The organism is Gemmatimonadales bacterium (assembly GCA_019637315.1).
In the GTDB taxonomy this organism is placed as follows: Bacteria; Gemmatimonadota; Gemmatimonadetes; order Gemmatimonadales; family GWC2-71-9; genus SHZU01.
On sequence record JAHBVU010000014.1, the window covers coordinates 1 to 19,448 of the forward strand.

General features: G+C 65.8%; 13 protein-coding genes. 12 read left to right on the top strand and 1 reads right to left on the bottom strand.

Annotation, left to right across the window (positions count from 1 at the left end):
* The 9 genes from KF785_12835 to KF785_12875 form a co-directional block, all read left to right on the top strand.
* The coding region (locus tag KF785_12835; GenBank protein MBX3147643.1) for a hypothetical protein at positions 1-287 on the top strand (287 nt) is incomplete at its 5' end.
* 240 nt (positions 288-527) lie between these two features.
* Positions 528-1,460, top strand: a complete 933-nt coding sequence (locus KF785_12840) for a hypothetical protein (GenBank protein ID MBX3147644.1) — start codon at positions 528-530, stop codon at positions 1,458-1,460.
* A 53-nt stretch (positions 1,461-1,513) separates the two neighbouring features.
* Positions 1,514-2,116, top strand: a complete 603-nt coding sequence (gene rpsD / locus KF785_12845; GenBank protein ID MBX3147645.1) for a 30S ribosomal protein S4 — start codon at positions 1,514-1,516, stop codon at positions 2,114-2,116.
* Positions 2,117-2,397: 281 nt separating this feature from the next.
* On the top strand, positions 2,398-5,319 hold the full coding sequence (locus KF785_12850) for a hypothetical protein (GenBank protein MBX3147646.1): 2,922 nt from the start codon (positions 2,398-2,400) through the stop codon (positions 5,317-5,319).
* A 94-nt stretch (positions 5,320-5,413) separates the two neighbouring features.
* The gene (locus tag KF785_12855; protein ID MBX3147647.1) at positions 5,414-6,322 is read left to right on the top strand and encodes a hypothetical protein; all 909 of its coding nucleotides are present in this window, start codon (positions 5,414-5,416) and stop codon (positions 6,320-6,322) included.
* 149 nt (positions 6,323-6,471) lie between these two features.
* On the top strand, positions 6,472-8,217 hold the full coding sequence (locus KF785_12860; GenBank protein MBX3147648.1) for a PD40 domain-containing protein: 1,746 nt from the start codon (positions 6,472-6,474) through the stop codon (positions 8,215-8,217).
* 31 nt (positions 8,218-8,248) lie between these two features.
* Positions 8,249-9,184 (top strand): NADP-dependent oxidoreductase, encoded by a 936-nt coding sequence (locus KF785_12865; GenBank protein MBX3147649.1) that lies wholly within the window; start codon positions 8,249-8,251, stop codon positions 9,182-9,184.
* Between the two features lie 78 nt (positions 9,185-9,262).
* Positions 9,263-12,247, top strand: a complete 2,985-nt coding sequence (locus KF785_12870) for a M1 family metallopeptidase (GenBank protein ID MBX3147650.1) — start codon at positions 9,263-9,265, stop codon at positions 12,245-12,247.
* A 7-nt stretch (positions 12,248-12,254) separates the two neighbouring features.
* Positions 12,255-14,417, top strand: a complete 2,163-nt coding sequence (locus KF785_12875; GenBank protein MBX3147651.1) for a S9 family peptidase — start codon at positions 12,255-12,257, stop codon at positions 14,415-14,417.
* Positions 14,418-14,476: 59 nt separating this feature from the next.
* On the opposite strand, the gene KF785_12880 is transcribed toward KF785_12875, so the two are convergent.
* Positions 14,477-17,134 (bottom strand): carbohydrate binding family 9 domain-containing protein, encoded by a 2,658-nt coding sequence (locus KF785_12880; protein MBX3147652.1) that lies wholly within the window; start codon positions 17,132-17,134, stop codon positions 14,477-14,479.
* A gap of 155 nt (positions 17,135-17,289) precedes the next feature.
* Between KF785_12880 and KF785_12885 the strand changes: the two genes are divergently transcribed.
* From KF785_12885 to KF785_12895, 3 genes are read left to right on the top strand one after another with little or no spacing between them, the layout of a single operon-like run.
* On the top strand, positions 17,290-18,513 hold the full coding sequence (locus KF785_12885) for a beta-lactamase family protein (protein MBX3147653.1): 1,224 nt from the start codon (positions 17,290-17,292) through the stop codon (positions 18,511-18,513).
* Complete coding sequence (locus tag KF785_12890; protein ID MBX3147654.1) at positions 18,510-19,094, top strand: 4Fe-4S dicluster domain-containing protein; 585 nt, start codon at positions 18,510-18,512, stop codon at positions 19,092-19,094. Before KF785_12885 ends, KF785_12890 begins: the two co-directional genes overlap by 4 nt.
* Positions 19,095-19,448, top strand: coding sequence for a cupin domain-containing protein (locus tag KF785_12895; protein MBX3147655.1), 354 nt, complete (start codon positions 19,095-19,097; stop codon positions 19,446-19,448).

A 19,448-nucleotide genomic window follows, 5' to 3' on the forward strand; every position in this document is an offset into this window, starting at 1 on the left:
GGTTGGTCCATGCGGCGCTCCTGGTGAGCGCCATGACCTTCTTCTCGGTGGTGTTTCCGTCTCGTGGCGGGGCGGCGGGTGCGGGGCTGGCGTTCTTCTTCGGCACCCTCGTGCTGGCGATCTGGCCGGTGGCTACCCGTTACAGCTTCATTGGGTTGCCTGGTGGGGTCGGCGCGGTTGTACGATCGGCGCCGTACGCCGCGACCTGGCCGGTGCTTACTGGCGTCGTGGCTACCGTAGGGTTTGCGGTTGCTGCCGTTGCTGCCTTTCGTCGTCAGGAACTCTGAACGCCTGATTTGATTGGAACCTCTCGAGTGCCGGTGCCGCCCGGGTAGGGTCTAGGGCGGCCAATCCAAGTAGAAATACGAGATTGCCTCAACTGCTCCTTTGGGATAGCCTTGTAGTGATCTATTAAAGAGAGTGAGAGCCATTTCCATGTACAGACGGACGATACTTCGTACCAGGTACTGGTGCCGGCCGCCGCTTGGCGGGTGTCTGAGGGTCCACGCTTTCATGATGGAGTGGTGATGTACGAGGAATTCAGCCCCGACTCGTCGAGCCCTGCTGCCGGACCAGTTGTTACGGAAGCGGAGAGGATTGCACGCGGGTGCGGTTCGGGGTGCTGGCGGCTTCTTCCGTGCTGGAACGCGCTATTCACCGAGCTCCGGCCGCTCGGGACCGTCAGGGCAATCGTCCGGGCTCCTGGTGTCTGGATCGCGCGTTGCCTTGATATCCGCCGCATGGTGTCTGCGGGCGGCGTGGCGGATCTCCTAGCGGGCGCGGCCCATTTTCGAGGCGATCTGTCCAGATGGGCCAGTGTCTACCTGACGGATGAGCGTTGGGCCGACGGCCAGGCGAGGAGCGTACGCTGGTTCGATGCTGCCGGGGCGCCTGCCTTCGAGCTCCACGTTCCGGCGGAGGGGTGGGGAACCCTGGATATCCTGGTTGCCGGGTTTTCCGACCCAGACCAGGCGCCCGACCAACTCGTGACCCCGGAGCCCCTCCCGAAAGAGCCTCCGAACGACGATATTGATGTCAAGGAACTCCGTGCGGCCTGGGATCGGCTGAATCCGAGGACGCCGTTCTCGTCGTTACTGGTCCGGTTTGGCATCGGGCGCCCACAGGCGTACCGGCTGGCCGGGCCGAGTCGTGCGGAGCCTGTTGATCCCGTAAGCGTGTGCCGGATTGCCTGCCAGGCCCGGAAGACTGGGCGGCCGCTGGTGATACGGGTGCATGCTGGGACCTCGTCTTTGGCCTACGCAGGGCCAATCACGGGCCAAGCAATGGCGGATGGCGTTCCGCGGATGGTCGCCACCTGCCTTGCGGTTTCGGTCCAAGTGGATCGGAGCCACAGCGCGTGGAGCGTTACACGACCGGGTGTTGCGGCGATAGTGCGCAGCTCTGGTGTACGACGAATCGAATCGGTCGCTGGCCGGGTCTGCCTTGCCCACCGAGTGTGACGTCGACTCCGTGTAACCAGTGTGTGTACCGTTAATCTCTGGAGCAGTCACAAGTGAATCTTCGTGGTCCGAAGGGTAAGATCGCCCGGGCGCTGGGCATTCCGTTGTCCCCCAAAACGGCCAAGGTCCTGGCGGCCCGGCCCGAGCGGCCCGGCCAGCACGGCGCGGCCCCGCAGCGCAAAGTTTCCGAGTACAAGCGGCAGCTGATGGAAAAGCAGCGGCTCCGCGCGCAGTACAACCTGAGTGAGCGGCAGCTGGAAAACGCCTTTGCCGAAGCCTCCCGCTTGCCGGGCAACACGGGTGAGCGGCTGTTGCAGCTGCTCGAGCTCCGGCTCGACGCCGTGGTGCTCCGTTCCGGGTTTGCCCGGACCATCTTTGCCGCCCGTCAGCTGGTGGCGCATGGTCACGTCACGGTCAACGGCCGGATCAGCAAGGCGCCGGGGCGTCGTTTGGCGCCGGGGGCCGTGGTCGGCCTGCGTGAGCGCAGCAAGGACATCGTGCCGGTCGTGGCGGCGCTCGAGGCGCGGCCCGTTGTGCCCACCTACCTCGACGTCCAGGGCGCGGCGCGGAAGTCGACTGTGCGTGCCTTGCCGGTGCGCGATCAGATTCCGGTGCTCTGTGAGCCGGCGCTGGTGGTCGAGTTTTACTCGCGCTAAACGATCAGCGCCGCAGCTGTCGAGAAGGGCCCTGCATACGCGGGGCCCTTCTTGCTTCAGGCCGATCTGCTATCGGGTAAGTCGAACAGCCAGGTGTGCGGTCATGGGACCACCACAATCAGGATGCTGGCGAACGACGTTGGTGCTGTCTCACGGTCGATAGATCGGGTCTCTGATCGACACCGCATTTCGCGCTGGCGGGGCATACACCACGAACCATGTGGGTCCTTCGTATCCGTCCGCCGCTTGCGGACACCCGAGGGACGCGTCAGAGTTCAGCCATGACGAGTTCCCTGGTCGACCCTCCGTTGCCGGTTCAGCTGACCCGATTCATCGGCCGCGAGCGCGAAATGGCCGATCTTGGCGGTTTGCTTGGCGAGGTCCGGCTTGTCACCATCACCGGGCCGGGCGGCGTCGGCAAGACTCGGCTGGCCCGCGAGGTTGCCGCCAAAGTCCTGGCGGATGGGGGCGAAGTGGGGTGGGTGGAACTCGCTCCGCTGGCTGATCCTGCCCTGTTGGCCCAACAGATTGCCGCGTGTCTCGGCATACCTGAAGAGCCTGGGCGATCAGCCTCCGATAGTGTGCTGGACGCGCTGCAGGCTCGTCGGCTGACCCTCGTGCTCGACAACTGTGAGCACCTGGTCGACGCCTGCGCCGCACAAGTCGACCTTCTCCTGCGCCATTGCCCCGGTCTCACCATCCTGGCGACCAGCCGCGAGGGGCTCGGCGTCGATGGTGAACGGGCCTGGCTGGTACCGCCGCTGTCGCTTCCAACGGCCGGGACCGACCTTCGGCCAGACAACCTCTTCCAGTACGAGGCGATTCAACTCTTCGTCGAACGAGCGGGTGACGTCCTTCCGTCCTTTCGGCTCACTGAAGCCAACGCCAGCACGATCGTGCAGATTTGCCGCCGTCTGGACGGCATTCCCCTGGCCATTGAGCTGGCCGCCGCTCGGGTGCGCGTCCTGGCTCCGGAGCAGATCGCCGAGCGACTGGACGACGCGTTCCAGCTGCTGACTCGGGGCAGGCGCACCGCCATACCGCGCCACCAGACCCTCCGCGCCACCGTCGACTGGAGTTACCGCCTGCTGAGCACAAAGGAGCAGGTGCTGCTGCAGCGACTCTCGGTCTTTGCGGGCGAGTTCTCGCTGGAGGCGGCGGAAGCCGTCTGCGCAGGTGACGGGATCGAGGCCGACGAAGTGCTCGATCTGGTGGCGAGGCTGGTGGACCGTTCGCTGGTGGTAATGCGAGAGCGGATTGGCAGCGCGGGTTATTGGTTGCTGGAGATCGTACGACAGTACGGTCGGGATCGGGGCCAGGCGGCGCCGTCGGCCGATCGCGACACGCGGGCCAGGCATGCCGCATATTTTGCCCGGCTAGCCGAGACCGGCCGTCCCGAGCTCGAGCGCACCGGGTCGAGTGCCTGGGTCACGCGGTTGCGCGGCGAGCAGGACAACATTCGGGCGGCGCTCCATTGGTCGCTGTCCGGCGGGCACGACATCGGGGTTGCGCTCGACCTTGTCTCGGCGCTCTGGCGTTTCTGGTTTCATGCCAATCAGTGGCGTGAAGGTGCGACCTGGTGTGAGGCAATGCTGGCCACCACCCCCGACCGCACGCCGGATCCCCGCTGGATTCGCGCGCTGCACGGTGCCGGCGTCTTTGCGTACCTGGCTCGCAACAGCGATCACTGCCGTTCGCGGCTCGAGGAGGCGGAGCGATTGTCACGCCTCCTGGGCGATCCGGAGCTCCAGGCGACGACGGATTACCGTCTGGCGCACCTGTACTGCGATCTCGGATTGGACGCACTCGCGCTGGCGCGGGCCGAGTCGGGTCTGGCACGGGCGCGCGAGAGCGGCAAGCCGTGGGTCGTGGCCGAGGTGCTGGTATACGCGGTGGCCTTCGTGCACCGGGTTCAGGGGCGCCCGGATCAGGCCGATGCCGCATTTGCCGAAGCTGCGGAGCTGGCCCAGGATTCGGCGGCGTGGATGGCGCTGGTCGAGGCGGCAATGGGTCGCGCACTGCTGGCTCTCAATCGGGACGATATGGCGGCAGCTGCGCGGCATGCGGTGCAGGCCTTTGGCGCCGCGCGAACCCTGGCCGATGACTGGTATGTCTCCCGAGCACTGCTGATTGCGGCCGCGGCATCTCGCCGGGCAGGCGATTCGGTCCGCGCTGCTCAGCTGCTGGGTTACGGCGCGGCGCTGCGTGAGGCTTCCGGCACACAGGTCTTTTCGCACGAGCAGGCCTTCTTTACAGAAACGACGGAGGGCGTTGAGCGCGCGCTGGGCCGGGACGATGCGGTCCGCTGGCGGGCGGTCGGCGCGGCGCTACCGATCGACGAGGTCATTCGGCTGGCGGAGGTGGGAAGCTCGGGGGTCGAGCCGAAGCGCTCAGGTGTACCTGGGCCGATCGCGATCGCACCAGAGGTGCCCGTGGCATCCGGGCCGCGGCTGCGCATCGTGACCCTCGGACGCACCGAGATCTACCAGGACGGTAGGCCGCTTGCGGCAGAAGCGTGGGCCTATGCCAAGCCCATGGAACTGCTGCTGTATCTGGTGATGCATCCCGAAGGTCGGACGCGGGAGCAGATCGGGGTCGCCTTCTGGCCCGATGGGTCAGCTGCGCAGGTCAAGAACGTCTTTCATGTGTCGCTGCATCAGCTGCGCAAACGGCTCGGCCGTCATGACTGGATTCTCTTCGAGCGGAATCGCTATCGTGTCAACGAGGCGCTCGGCGTCGAAGTGGATGCCATTCGTTTCGCCGATCGGATTGTCGCGGCGCTGCGCCTGGCCCAGGCGGGCTCGGTGCCGGTGGACGCCTTGCAGGAGGCGCTGCTCGATTACGCCGGTGATTACCTCGAAGCCAATACGGCCGGCGACTGGCACCTGGAACACCGCGACCATCTGCGCCGCCTGTACCTGAACGGCCTGTCTGCCCTCGGACGAGGCCTGACTGCCGCGGCACGCTTCGAGGAGGCGGCCGAGGTGTACCGGAAGCTGGTGCGGACTGACGACCTGAACGAGACCGCACATCGCGGGTTGATGCACGCGCTGGCCCGCGCCGGCGATCGGGCCGGGGCGCTGCGTCACTACGAGCGGCTGGTTGCGCTCCTGGAAGCGGAACTCGAAGCGGCGCCGGAGCAGGAAACGGTCGATCTCGCGGACGCCATTCGCGCCGCCGCCGTCCCCTCGCTGGTCGATTAAGCGGTTGGAGACGGGCTGTAATCGCCCGGTAAGGCCCGAGGCGGAGATTGTCGGCTCGTTTCCTGTTCGGACCCAAGCGAGCCCGAGGCCAATCGTGTTATCCCATCGGCGGTACCTTGCGACCCTGCTGTCGCTCACCTTTCCATGCCTGATCGTCTCTTGCGCCACGACCGGCGCCACCCTCGGCAGCGGGGTGGGGGACACCTATCTCGAGCGCCCGCCGCACTACGCGGGCGTCGGTTTGCCCGATCCCGTCCGGCCACTCGGCTATCTGCCGGTCAGCTACCAGCGAGGCGCCTCCCAATCTCCCGTATTCGACCCCGCCCCAGGGGGCGAACTGCAGAGGCTCCTGATCGAAATGACAGCGTACCTCGATTCTCTGGGCGTCGGGCCACGGCTCGGCGAGGGCGGGTCCGGGCCGCGGCCAGGCGCCGTACCCCCGGATGTGCGCTTCGGGTGTGAGACAGAGACCGGCGCGCCGGATGCCGACTGTGCCGAGCGTGGCGGCGAGGCCCTTGGGCGAGGGTACCAGCACCTCAAGCTGTCGGTCGGGCGTCCCTCGGCCGATTGGGCCAGCTGGATCGACACGACGATGGCAACAGGGCAGGTCGAAGGAGCGCTCGTGATCACGCTCGAGATCGGTCAGTACTGGATCCGGCAGCGCGGGCTGGTTGGAAGCAAGGAGGTCGTGCTTGGCACCGATCACGTCGCCAAGTTGCCATGGCTGACGTCGCTCGAGACGCCGGTGGCGGTGGTCCAGCTCACCGGCGCGCTGATCGGTCCTGGCGGCAAAGCGCTTCGGATCGGCGCTGAGGGGCTGCTGGCGCGCCGCACCCCCTTGCTGATCAGCGCGGTGGGGGGCCAAGCGCTGGTAACGGACGATGAGATCCGCGCGCTCGGCACGGACCGTCGGGTCGACCTGCCGGGGGAGCCGCTCGTCTGGCAGGTCGGGCTGCGCCATCTGGTGGCCGGGCTGACCGGTCGCCCTGGGGCTGGAGGATGATCCCCGCGGTGGTCGGACCTTTGGGTCCGGCCACCGCTTTCCACTGCTTACCGCTGGGGCCCGCCTGACCCGTCCATCCGACTAATCGCTCGATAAGACCCGAAGCTCAGATTCGGATCATCAAACTCAACTGGAGTGAGGATCCGAGTATGTGGTACAGTCTGATGCTGGTTCGGCCGGGCCGCGTGGCCCGGCGTTTTCTGATCACCCTGCTTGCCGGCGCGCTCCTGGCGGCGTGCGGCGAGGATGGGGCGGGGCCGGGGCAGCCTCCGGTGGTGGCCAGCGTGCAGGTGCAGCCTGGCCAAGGCACGGTGACCGTCGGCGACGAACTACCGTTTACCGTGCGCGCGCTCGACGCCGGCGGGCGCGAAATCACAGGGCGGCTGGTCGCCTGGTCCTCCAGCGCACCTGCCGTGGCAACGGTTACGGCAGCAGGAGTCGTCACCGCATTGAGCGCGGGCACGGCTGACATTCGCGCCGCAGTCGACGGGGTAACGGGGGCAAGCGAGCTGACGGTGGCCGAAGCTGCGGTGGCTGCGGTGACGCTCGATGTGTCCGATCTGCATCTCTGGCCGGGCGAAACCCGCCGGCTTCAGGCGGCGGCAAAGGATGCGGCCGGGCGCCTCTTGCAGGGTCGTGCTGCGGCCTGGAGCAGCGCGAGTCCTGCCGTCGCGACGGTAGGTCCGGACGGCCGCGTTCTGGCGGTGGGGCCGGGGCAGGGTGAAATCCGGGTCGTCATTGAAGGCATCGAGGCCGTGGCCCGCGTCACGGTGAGCCGCCGACCCGTGGCCTTCATCGCGATCACGCCTTTGACGCCGGTCCTGACTCTTGGGGAAGGCGTTCAGTTGACGGCCGTGACCAAGGACGCGACCGGTCAGCCGTTGGAGGAGCGGATTGTCGAGTGGTCGGTCGACAACGGCAATGCGACGATTTCCGATGACGGTCTGCTGACCGCCGTGCGTGAGGGATATGTCACCGTTACCGCGCGAAGCGAGGGTGTTGCGGCATCGATGGGTGCCACGATTGTCGATGACGCGGAGTACGAACACGATCTGCTTTATCATCGGGTGACTGCGGCAGGTTCGTCCGAGCTGTTCGTTCTCACGCTCGGCACCGGGCTCGCTCCGTTGCGGCTCAACGCCGGATCGGTGTCGCATGCGCCGACGTCCTCTCCTGACGGGCGACGGGTGGCGTTTGCCGTCTCGATGCGCGAACTCGGCACGGGCTTGCCGGTCGACGACATCTTTGTGATCGATCGGATCGGTGGTCTCAACCTTCGACGGTTGACCGCCACCGCTGGGATCGACGATCAGCCGGTCTGGTCGCCGGCCGGGGGGAAGATTGCCTATCGTCGGGCAGCCGGTGACGGTCGCTCCGACATCTGGGTGATGAACGAGGACGGGAGCGCGCCGGCCAACCTCACCGCCGACATGGATGCAGCCGCGGTCCGCAGCGCACCGGCGTGGACTCGGGATGGAACCCGCCTCGCCTACAGTCAGATTCACAACGGCCCGGCGGGTACGACGGCTTCTATCTGGGTCATGAATGCCGACGGTTCCAGCAAAACTCAGCTCACGAGCACGTTAACCGGATTCGATGCATCGCCAACCTGGTCACCTGACGGAACCCGGATCGCGTTCGTTCGTTATTACGGCGCCGAGGCGGACATCACGATCCTCCGTCTGAGTGACGGTAGTCTGACCCGGATTCCGCTCGAGGGTCGACAAACGACGCCAGCCTGGTCGCCGGACGGCTGGTTGATTGCCTTCGGGCAAAACGTTCGCGGGATCGACGAGCTGTTCACGATGCAGGTGAACGGAACCAACGTACGCCTGCGGACCTCGGATCGAAGCTGGGGCGGCGGTCTGGCGCCGGCATGGATCCGTCGCTTCTGATGGTCAGGGCGAGGCGAGGAGAGAAAGGCTCGTGAAGGCGGCAGTGGTGACGGGGTACGGTGGTCCGGAGGCGATCAGGCTGGTCTCGCCTCCGGATCCGCTGCCTGGTGCAGGGGAACTGCTGGTGCGAGTTCACGCGGCGAGCCTCAATCCGCTGGATCTCAAGCTGCGCAGCGGGGCGTTGCGTCGTGCGATGCCCCTCCGCTTTCCGGCGATTCTGGGGTTCGACTTTGCCGGGGTCGTCGAAGGCGTCGGGCTGGGCACAGCCGGGTGGTCGACCGGTGATCCGGTATATGGCCGGGTCGACGCTCGTCGCGGTGGCATGCACGCCGAGCGAGCTGTCGTTCCCGCGTCGGTGGTCGACCGGATTCCGAACGGCCTTTCGTTCGAGGGTGCGGCGAGCCTGCCGCTGGCGGCCCTGACAGCTCTGCAGGCAATCGACCTCATCGGTCCACGGGCCGGCGATCGAATCCTGGTCTGCGGCGTGGCAGGCGGGGTTGGGTCGGTCGCCGCGCAGCTCGGCCGCACCTCGGGTGCGGATGTGATTGGCGCATTTCGTGGAAGGCCTGCCGAGCTGGGTCTGCGTCTCGGGATCCGCGGCGTCGGCCTGGTCGAGGGCGACGCGCTTCGGGGCGAGGGCCCGTTCGACGGCGTGGTCGACACGGTCTTCGGCGCCCCGACGGCGCTGGTGCGGTCGCTGCTGGCGAGCGAGGGTCGGTACGTCACGACCGGGTTCGCGCCGGGCCTGTTGCTCCAGCAGTGCCGGCGGCTCTGGTCGCGGCAGCGTTTTCGCTTTGTCCGCAGCAGCCCGAGCGGATCGCTGATGCGACGCCTCTCGGCGCTCGTCGCCTCGGGGCAGGTCCGGCCGGTCGTGGATACCGTGTTCGATCTGGCGGATGTTCAGGCGGCCCATGCGCGGCTCGATCGGGGCGGGGTGGTGGGGAAGGTCGTGCTGGCCATGAGGTGAAACTCCTCTGGCAGGAAGCTAGCTTTGGAGGTCAGCCGGCGACTGCCCGGCGGAGTCGCACTCTCGATCGGGATGCCGATGTCGCCGACGATATTGTCACTGGCGCTTGTACTCCAGGCGCCAGCCACCCAACCGGACCCGCCGGGCTACTGGCAACAAAGCGTCTCCTACGCCATCGATGCCTCGCTCGACGAGGCGGCCGGAATGCTGCGGGGGTCTCAGCGCGTGGTGTATCGCAACCGATCACCCGATACGCTGAGCACCCTGTCGTTTCATCTCCATCTCAATGCCTTTCGGCCCAACTCGCGCTGGGCCCAGGCTGATCTCGCTGAGCAGCGCCGTCGGTTCAGCGATCTGCGCGATCCGGATTTCGGAATGAACCAGGTTCGCAACGTCCGAATCATGGGTCAGCCGGTTTCGCCGCTGTATCCCTTTGCCCCGGACAGCACGATCGTCCGTTTCGCGCTGCCCTCCTATTTGCCTCCGGGTGATTCGCTGGTGGCCGAACTCGATTGGATCGCTCGACCGTCGACGATGCCCAGACGGCAGGGGCGGCGTGGCCGGGCCTTCGACTTTGCGCAGTGGTACCCTAAGGTCGTGGTCTACGACAAGTATGGATGGCAGGAGCAGCCGCTCCTCCCGGCGGGCGAGTTCTACGGTGAGTTCGGCGACTTCACCGTCGCACTGGATCTTCCCGAGGACCAGGTTGTCGGTGCCACGGGGGTTCCGATGTGCGGCGATCCCGGCTGGGAACGCGCGAATCGGAATCCTGCGCGCGCGGTGGAGTATCAGCGGGATCACTATCCCGATGCGCTGGCTGTGCTCGCGCCGGATGCCTGCGCTTCACGAGCGCCCGGCCGCAAGACGGTCGTCTGGCGCGCTGAGCAGGTCCATCATTTCGCCGTGTCGATGCGTCCCGACTTCCTCTATGAGGGCGGTCGCTATGGGCCGATAGCCGTGCACGTTCTCTATCAGCCGGGAGACGAAGCGACCTGGGGGGGCGGCCTGGTGGTGCAGCGCACCGAGGCCACGATGGCGTGGCTCGATCGGATCTTTGGCGCGTATCCCTGGCCCCAGATGACGAACGTGCACCGCCTCGAGGGTGGCGGCACCGAGTTCCCGATGATGATGGGCAACGGAAACCCGAGCCTCGGCCTGATCCTCCACGAGGCCGGTCACAACTACGTCATGGGTGTTCTCGCCAACAATGAATGGCGGGAAGGATTCCTCGACGAGGGATTTACGAGCTATCAGACGACCCGCTATTTCCTCGAACAGGGCGATTCCGCCCGCTATCACGCCGCCGAGCTCCGAATACTCGGGCTGGATCTCGATGGTCGCTCGCAGCCGGTGAGCTATCCCAGTCATGCTTACCGGGACTTCGCGACCTACAATGCGATGATCTACGCCCGCGGGGAGCTCTTCTTCCACCGGCTGCATGCACTGGTCGGGGCGGAGACCATGGGGCGTATTCTGCGCACCTACTATGCGCGATGGAAGCTCCGCCACGTCGACGAGGCCGCTTTTCGGCAGGTGGCCGAGGAGGTCTCGGGGCGGAATCTGTCGAGCTTCTTTGGGCAGTGGCTGCACGGCAACGTCCGATACGACTACGCGATTCGGAAGGTGCGATCGAACCGGACCACTGACGGGCGTTGGATTACTCGGGTCCAGCTCGAACGGCGGGAGGACGGAGTGCTGCCGGTCGAGGTGTTGGTGCGCACTCCAACCGATCGAGCCCGGGCGCGGGCCGAGGGGTACGCTACCCGGGAGACGGTCACGCTGCTGACCGAAGGACGCCCGGTCGAGGTGGTGCTCGACCCTGATGGCGTGACGCACGACTGGAATATGCTCAACAACCGGCAACGTCGCGGCTTGCTCGGGTGGTATCGGGCACCGAAGTCGGCCTACTCGATCGACCGGCTGGTCTCGACGCCAGTGTATCGGGACCGGCGTGCAACGACGCTGCTGCCGACGGTCTGGTATAACGACGCTGGCGGGGTGACGGCTGGGTTCCAGGCGCGATCCAACTATCTGGGCCGGTTCAATCGGCTCACCTTCCGCCAGAGCATGGCAACCAGGCTGTGCTGTGAGCGTGGCGAGGCCTTCGAACAGTGGCAACTTCGTCTGGAGAACCCGACGGCTCTCTATGCCCCCCGGCTTGCCACGGCGTTCGAAGCGTTCTCGTTCGAAGGGCGGCGGGGCGCCTCGGCCCTGGTCGAAAAGGAACGGCTCGGGCACCTGGGATTCGGCCCGCGAGACTGGTACGGGTTGTCGGCGGGCTGGGTTGCCACCTCCAACATGGGGTTCCTCGACCAGGCCCTGTACGAGAACGCCGGCACGGTCGAGGCCGCCGCCCATTGGCGGACCGAGCGACGGATCGGCGCTGTTGGGGTGCGAGGCAGGATCGACGTGGCTGGTGGCGTCGAGTATCGGAATCGTGAGCAGGGGGTGGTGACCGAGAGCCGATACGACGCCCAGCCGTATGTCCGACTTTCGCTCGATGCGGCGTTTCGGCGCCCGCTCGATGCGCGGAGTGAACTTGGCGTCCGGATATTTGGCGGCGCGGTGGCCAGTGAATCCGATCCGGTCAGGCAGCGTTGGTTCTACCTGGCAGGCGCGGATCCGTATCAGCAGCTGGGCAATCCCTTCACTCGCTCGAGGGAGGCCTTGCTGACGGGCGAGGTGCACTGGCATACCCCGGGCGGCGGTAATCTGCGCGGTTTCGAGCGCGACGTGGCGGCAACTGCCCTTGCCGCGCTCAATGTCGAACTCGACCGGTCGATCCTGGCGCGGCCGGGTGCCGCCCTGTTTCGTGACACGCGCTTGGCAGTCTTCGGCGATCTGGCCCTGAGTGACGGATTCTTTTCCTTCTCGGGGTCGGGGCGCCTGGCCGGCGACGCCGGAGCGGGTGTGCGATTCACGCATCGGCTGGGCGAGACTACTTTCGTGACACGCTTCGACTTCCCCCTGTTCGTCTCCCACCCCGACCGGGCCGTCGGCGGTGTCTCGGGTGATGGACGTTTCGGGTTCCGCTGGACGATGGCCCTGAGTCCCACGTTTTGAGGTGCGTATGGATCGACGCATTGCGCTGCTCGCGTTCGGCGTTCTCTCGGTCGGAGCAGGATCGGCGGTGGGCCAGGGGCGAGCCTTCGCACCGGGGGACTGGTACCGCCTGACGAACGTTTCGAGCCCGGCGGTGTCGCCGGACGGCAAGTGGGTTGCGTTCACGGTCACCACCGTGCGCGAGTCGGAGAACAAGCGTCATTCCGAGGTCTGGATGGCGGCGACTGCGGGCGGTGCCCCGATGCGGATGACCTCGCCCAGCATGGCGAGTTCGAATCCGCGCTGGTCTCCCGACAGCAAGTTGCTGCTCTTCAACTCGACTCGCCCCAACAGCCGCGCAAGGACTTGGGGACTTCGGATCGATGGTCCCAGTGGCGAGGCCTTCGAGGTCGACAGCATTCCGGACGGCTCGTTTACCCGAGATGGTCGGACAGTCTTCTGGGCTGACACGGTCGAATGGAGGCGGGACACCACCCAGCGGGATCCGTACGAGAAGACTCAGCCGATGGCACGCCCCCCGTTCGGCGCCGTCACGTCACCGGTCGATCCGGTGCGATTCGACGGTCGGCACATCATCGACCTGGGGTACAAGTTCAACAACCGCGGGTTCATTCCGGCGCCTCGGTACACGCCTCGCTGGAACCCGGCGCAGATCTGGACGAGGAGTCTCGACGGCGGGGCCAAGCGACAGCTGACCAGCACCGTCTACTCGCATCGGCAGGTGACTGTTTCGCCGGACGGCGCCTGGATCGCATTCGTGGCTGATGCCCGCCTGCGATCGGATTCGCTGGCTCAAGCGGAGCAGGACTCGGTTCAGCGAGCGCCGTATGATCCCAAACGGAGTGAAACACCGCGCAATGATGCTGACATCTTCGTGGTTTCTGCGTCGGGCGGTGAGCCGCGGCGGCTGACCAGTGCATCTGGAACGGAGGGCGAACTCACCTGGTCGCCCGACGGAACGAGGCTGGCGTACATCTCGGCGCTGACGCGAACGAGTTCGCGCCGGATCTGGATGGTCGAGGCGCAGGGTGGTGCCCCGGTTGATCTGCTCGGGACCTGGGTCTACGAGCCGAACTGGATGCAGTGGCTCCCCAGCGGCGAAATCCTCTTCGGCGCGTCGGTCGGCGGACGTGACGCGGTGTTCTCCCTCGACCCGGCAACCAGGACGCGCCGGGAGCTGGTGTCGGGGCGCCGGCGCTTGCCGGGCACTTCGACCGATGCGGCGGGCCGGATCATGGCGTACGTCAGCACCAGCATCACGTCACCGACCGAGCTGTACCTCGCCAATGCGGACGGCAGTGGCGAGCGGAAGGTGACGACCTTCAACGACAAGCTGAATCAGGAAGTGGCCTGGCCCGACGCGGAACGATTCACCTACAAGGGCGTAGGTGGCCTCGAGATCGAGGGGTGGCTCCAGAAGCCGCATGGGTATCAGCCGGGCAAGAAGTATCCGCTCGTCCTCTACATCCACGGCGGCCCGCACAGCGCGTATGGTGAGCAGTGGTTCGACGAGTTCCACAATCTGACCGGGGCCGGGATGTGGGTGCTCTTTACCAATCCGCGCGGATCGAGCGGCTACGGCTCAGCGTTTACCTACTCCACCCGTGGCCGTTGGGGACTCGAGGATTATCGGGACCTGATGCAGGCCGTTGACATCGCGGTCCGCAGGCCCGACGTCGATTCAACCCGTCTCGGCGTGACCGGCGGGTCGTATGGCGGGTTCATGACGGCGTGGATCACGACGCGGACCAACCGCTTCAAGGCGGCCCAGGCCGACCGAATGATCAGCAACTGGTGGTCGTGGTGGGGCACCTCCGACGTGCCGGGGCTGACCGAGTTCGAGTTCTACGGGATGCCATGGGAGCGCCCGTTGCTCTACGACTCACTTTCACCGATGCGGCATGTCAACAAGGTGCGCACCCCGACTCTCATCGTGCAGTCCGAGGAGGATCATCGGACTCCAATGGCCGATGCGGAACAGTGGTTCCAGGCCTTGCGGAAGCTCAACGTGCCAGCCGAGTTCGTACGCTACCCGCGCTCGACGCACGATCTTTCACGGACCGGAGAACCCTGGCTCCTGGTCGATCGGCTCGGCCGCCTGCGGCAGTGGTTCGGGCACTGGCTCGGCGATGAGCGGCCTGCATCTGCAGGAGGGCAGGGGAGCGAGTAGCGAGCGCGTCGGTCGGGAGCAAGCGAGGCGGCGCCGGGCCGCCTCGTTTCTTTGGGGGATTACAGGGAGAAGTAGTAGTTGCCCTTCACCAGCAGCACGTTCCGCATGTCATCGCCGAAGATGTTGCCCAGGTCGCGCAAGGCGCGGAACCGCGGATCGCGGTCGAGGTTGGCCCGCGCCTGATTCCAGACCAGGAACAGCGTTGATCCCGGACGGTACTCCCAGCGGAGCACCACGTTGCTGCGGAGTGAGCGAATGCTGAAGCTCGGATCGGCATAGGTGAACGCCGGGGCAGGACCAGCGCCATCGGCGTCGACGGTCAGCGTTCCTGCGGCAGCATCGCGGGTCAGGGTCGAGGTTCCGATCCCGTAGGCAGCAAAGTCTCCGCTTCGGGCACGAAGCAGGCGCTCCGGCGATGCAAAGCTGGCGCTGGCGACGAACGGCTCGGCGTAGAGTTGCAGCGACAGCGCCGGCGTGAAGTAGAACTCGAGCCGTGTCTGAATGCCCAGCCCCTGCTGCTCGAACGGGGCAAAGACGTAGCGCCGGCCGAAGGTTTCCGTAGCGGTCGGGTCCGCGTAGCTCCCGGTATAGAAGGCGCGGTAGCTCTGCCGGGTGTAGACCGGGGTCAGCGACAGGCTGTGGCCGCGGCGCGTCTGGACGGCGGCACGCACCTCGCCCAGGAAGGTGTTGGTGCCGTCATCAGCAGCGCTCCACTGAGCCCGAACTCGTCCCGACACGGTCCGACGGGAGTCGAGGCTGTAGAGCACAGAGGCGTTCACTTTGCCGGGCGAGCGAACCAGCGGTCCTCCACGGGTCGCGCGATCGTCCTGACCCGACAGCTGGTATCCGGCGCTCAGTGAGACTGAGGAGAGCGAATGCAGTGACAGGCCGGAGACGATATCGATGGCAGGTCCAGGGCCCTCACCGCCGAAATTGACGAACTGATTGACTCGCAGGCCGAGATTCGCGCGTCGAGTCAGGCGGGTCGGCCGAGTCCAGGTTCGGTTGACGAAACCGGCCAGACGGATCCGGTCGGCGTCGATCTGAAAGCCGGCGTCGTTGATCTCGAATCCGGGCGACGATGCGTTCGCACCGATCGAGTAGGTCCAGTCGCCGCCCACCTTGTCCAATTGGATCTGGCCGGTAAAGCCGCTCAGGCTGGTGCGGGTTGGATCGAAGCCGACGTAGTCCTGGTCCGGGCGCTGGAAGTAGCGGGCCGACGCAAGCTGCGTCGCGGCAATGGCCGCAGCGGAACCGTTGACGCGCGAGACGCCGAGGTTGCCGCTCAACTGGAAGGTGTTGCGCTGCCATCGGTGAAAGAAATCGGCGCCGCCAACCACCGCGCTACCGCGCAGCAGATTGAAACTGACTGAATCGGCATCGCGCTGGACCCCGGTCACGATGAAGCCGAAGCCCGACGTGCCGCGGTTGAGGTCGCGACGGACCCGCGCCACCGTGTAGTTCGACAGTGGTTCGATCGGGACCCGCTCGATCTGGGCTCCGGAGGACGTGAGCTCGGCCGTGCGCGCGTACTCTGCCCGCGTGACGGCGTTCAGAACGCCGATCGACCAGCCCGAGCTGGATCGTCCCGACAGCTTGGCAGCACCGAGGATGGCGGTCGAACTTGGCTGGTCGACGAACGGCGCGCGTCCCGCTGCCGAGACGCTTGGTGCGCGTCCGACCCGTCGCGAGTAGAAGAAGCGATCGCTTCCGAAAGTACCGGAGAAGGAAAACAGATCGGCGCCTTCGACGAAGAAGGGTCGTCGTTCTTCGAAGAAGGTTTCGAAGGCCGTCAGATTGACGACCGACGGGTCGGCTTCGACCTGGCCGAAGTCGGGATTGATCGTCGCGTTGAGGGTAAAGGCAGTCGAAATGCCGTACTTGAGGTCGACCCCGGCCGTTGCGGATGTCACGCTGCCGTCGTCGAAGGGGTTTCCCGGCGGAATTCCCTGGGTCAGCCGTGCCTGACTCGACAAGTATGGAAGCAGCTCGATTCGCCTGGGCGCGGGGATGTTCGCCAACCCCAGCAGGTGACCGTACTTGGACACCACCCCTGGTTCGGTCGCGGGCGACCACTCCCAGTCGACGGCCTCGGCGGCGCGGACGTTGTCGCGACGAAACTGGACCCCCCAGACCTGCTCCGGCGCCGACGAGAAGCGCAGCTGGGAGAACGGAATCCGCATCTCGGCCACCCAGCCTAGCGAGTCGATCGAGGTCGCGGCCTCCCAGACGGGATCCCATCCGATGTCGAGCTCTCGCTGCCCGTCGCCAGTCCGAATGGCATCGCGCCGCTCGCCCGCCGCGGTGACCCCGAAGATGACCTGGGTCTGGTGGTCGTGATGCGGGTCGAGAATGACAAAGAAAATGTCGTTGAACGACGAAAATGAATCGCGGCGGTTGAGTCGGCGCGAAATCAGATCGGGTCGGTCGTCATAGAGACGCGCAGCAACATACAATGCATCCCGATCGAAGAGGACGCGAACTTCAGTATCCTGCGTTGCAGGTTTGCCGTCGCTGGGCGAATCACGGCGGAAACCGCGTTCTGGGTTTGCTGCGGCCCACGCGGCGTCGTCGAGCTTGCCGTCGATCCGTGGCGGAGTGACCGTTGGCACCGCGATGGCGGCCCGCGGCACCCGTCCGTTCGGATGCATGAGCTCCGGTCGGGGCGCGACCGTGGCAGACTGCGTTTGCAGGAGAACAGCGAGCGGGAGCAGCATTGGTGAACAACTCGGGGGTGACGGTAAGACGCCGGCAGGTCCGAGACGCAACTTCGCAGCCGGTACAAGGTACTGGGGCGGGTGCGGCGGTCCAAGGGGCCATATGGCCCTACGGTTAGATTTCGGCATGCGGATCCTTTCATCTGGAGCATGCAATGAGGCGAGCGTGGGGGCGGGGGGCGCTGTGGCTCGGGTTGGTCTCAGGTGCCATGACCGCCGACGCTGAGCCGTTGGCGGCGCAGCGGGGCACCCCGCCGGCTGCCTGGGCATCGGTCAAGACCTTCTTCCATGAGACGTTAGCGGCTGAAGGGGTGGTGGGAGGCAGCCTGATGGTCTTCCACGGGGACTCGATCGTGGGGCGCGAGTTCTTCGGTTTTGCCGACCTTGCCAGCCGCCGGCCCGTCGATGAACGGACGATCTTTCACTGGGCCTCGATCACCAAAACGCTGACCGCGATTGCGGTGATGCAGCTTCGCGATCGCGGACGGCTCGGACTGGACGACCCGATTGTCCGGCATGTGCCTGAGCTCAGAGCGGTCCACAATGCCTTCGGGCCGATGGATGCGATCACGATTCGCCAGTTGCTGTCGCATTCTGCCGGGTTTCGGGCAGGAACGTGGCCGTGGGGAGGTAACCAGCCCTGGCACCCGTTCGAGCCCCGGGAATGGTCGCAACTGGTTGCAATGATGCCGTACACCGAGGTGACGTTTCAGCCGGGCGCCAAGTTCAGCTACTCGAACCCTGGCATCGTCTATCTGGGCCGGACGATCGAAGGGCTGACTGGCGACGACTACGAGGTGTACGTCGATAAGAACGTGCTGAAGCCGCTGGGAATGACGAGCAGCTACTTCGACGTGACGCCCTACCATCTCCTGCCGGATCGTTCCAACAACTACACGGTTCGATCAGGGCAACCCCACCCCAACGGTCTCGATTTCGATACTGGCATCACGGTGTCGAACAGCGGGCTCAATGCACCGCTGACCGAGATGGTGAAATACCTGCAGTTCCTTGCCGGGGCGCCGGGGTTGACCCCGGCCGCTCGCGGGGTACTCGCCCGGTCGAGCCTGAACGAGATGTGGCAGCCGATTCATCCGGTTGGCACCGCCGACGGCGATTCGATCGGGCTCGGATTCTTCATTCGTGAGCATAACGGGGTGCGCCTGGTCGGTCATACCGGAAGCCAGGCAGGCTTTCGGGCCTTTTTCTATGTCGACCCGGTTCGCAAGGCTGGCATGATCGCCGCGTTCAACACCGCCCCGTCGGGCGACGCGCGAAACCCGACGGACGAGGGGCCGGCAAAACCGAGGATACCGTTGATCTACTCAGGGTTGATCGAGCGGCTGACCGCCAACGTCTTTCCCCATTTTCGCCCGTGAGCGTTTGGGATCACGATAGCCCTTCGGACCGCCGTCAGGTTCTCCGTGACGGCCTGAACCGTTGGGTCAAGACGCTGGTCGAGCGGACCGAGGATCGCGTCGTCCAGCAGCGTTACGTCCGTCCGCCGGGTGCGCTGCCGGAGGTTGGCTTTCTGGCGGCGTGTACCCGGTGCGGTGCTTGCGCACCTGTTTGCCCTCCCGGTGCCATTCGGACGGTCCCGCCCTCTGGCGGGCTGGCTGCCGGTACGCCGATGCTGGAGCCTGCGATCGAGCCCTGTGTTGCCTGCGCCGAGATGCCCTGCGTAGCGGCGTGTCCGACGGGTGCGCTGACGCTTCCGGATGCGGGGTGGACCGGCTACCGTTTGGGAACCGTTGAGTTCGTCCCGGAACGCTGTATCACATTCACAGGCACGGCATGTCGGGTCTGTGTGGATGCCTGTCCCATGGGCGAGGCGGCACTGATTCAGGACGAAGCGGGACGACCGGTGCTGCGGCGCGAAGGATGTGTCGGGTGCGGTGTGTGCGTGCGGAAGTGTGTGACGTCTCCATCTTCGTTTCGCTTTCATCCTGCGAGGTCTTAGGTGGCGACAATTCCCTATCGCGTCGAGAAACCATGGGGATACGAACTGATCTGGGCTCGGACCGATCGCTACGTCGGCAAAGTGCTGCACGTAAACGCCGGGCACGTGCTCAGTCTGCAGTACCACAATGTCAAAGATGAAACGATGCATGTTCTGACAGGTGAACTGATCGTGCGGACGGCCGATTCCGAAGGCAACCTGACGGCCCGCCAGTTGCATGCGGGCGAGTCCATGCATATTCCTGCCAAGCTGATCCACCAGGTCGAGGCCGTGGTCGACACCGACGTGCTCGAGGCTTCGACCCCCGAGCTGGACGACCTGGTCCGCCTCAAAGACCGGTACGGGAGGAGTTGA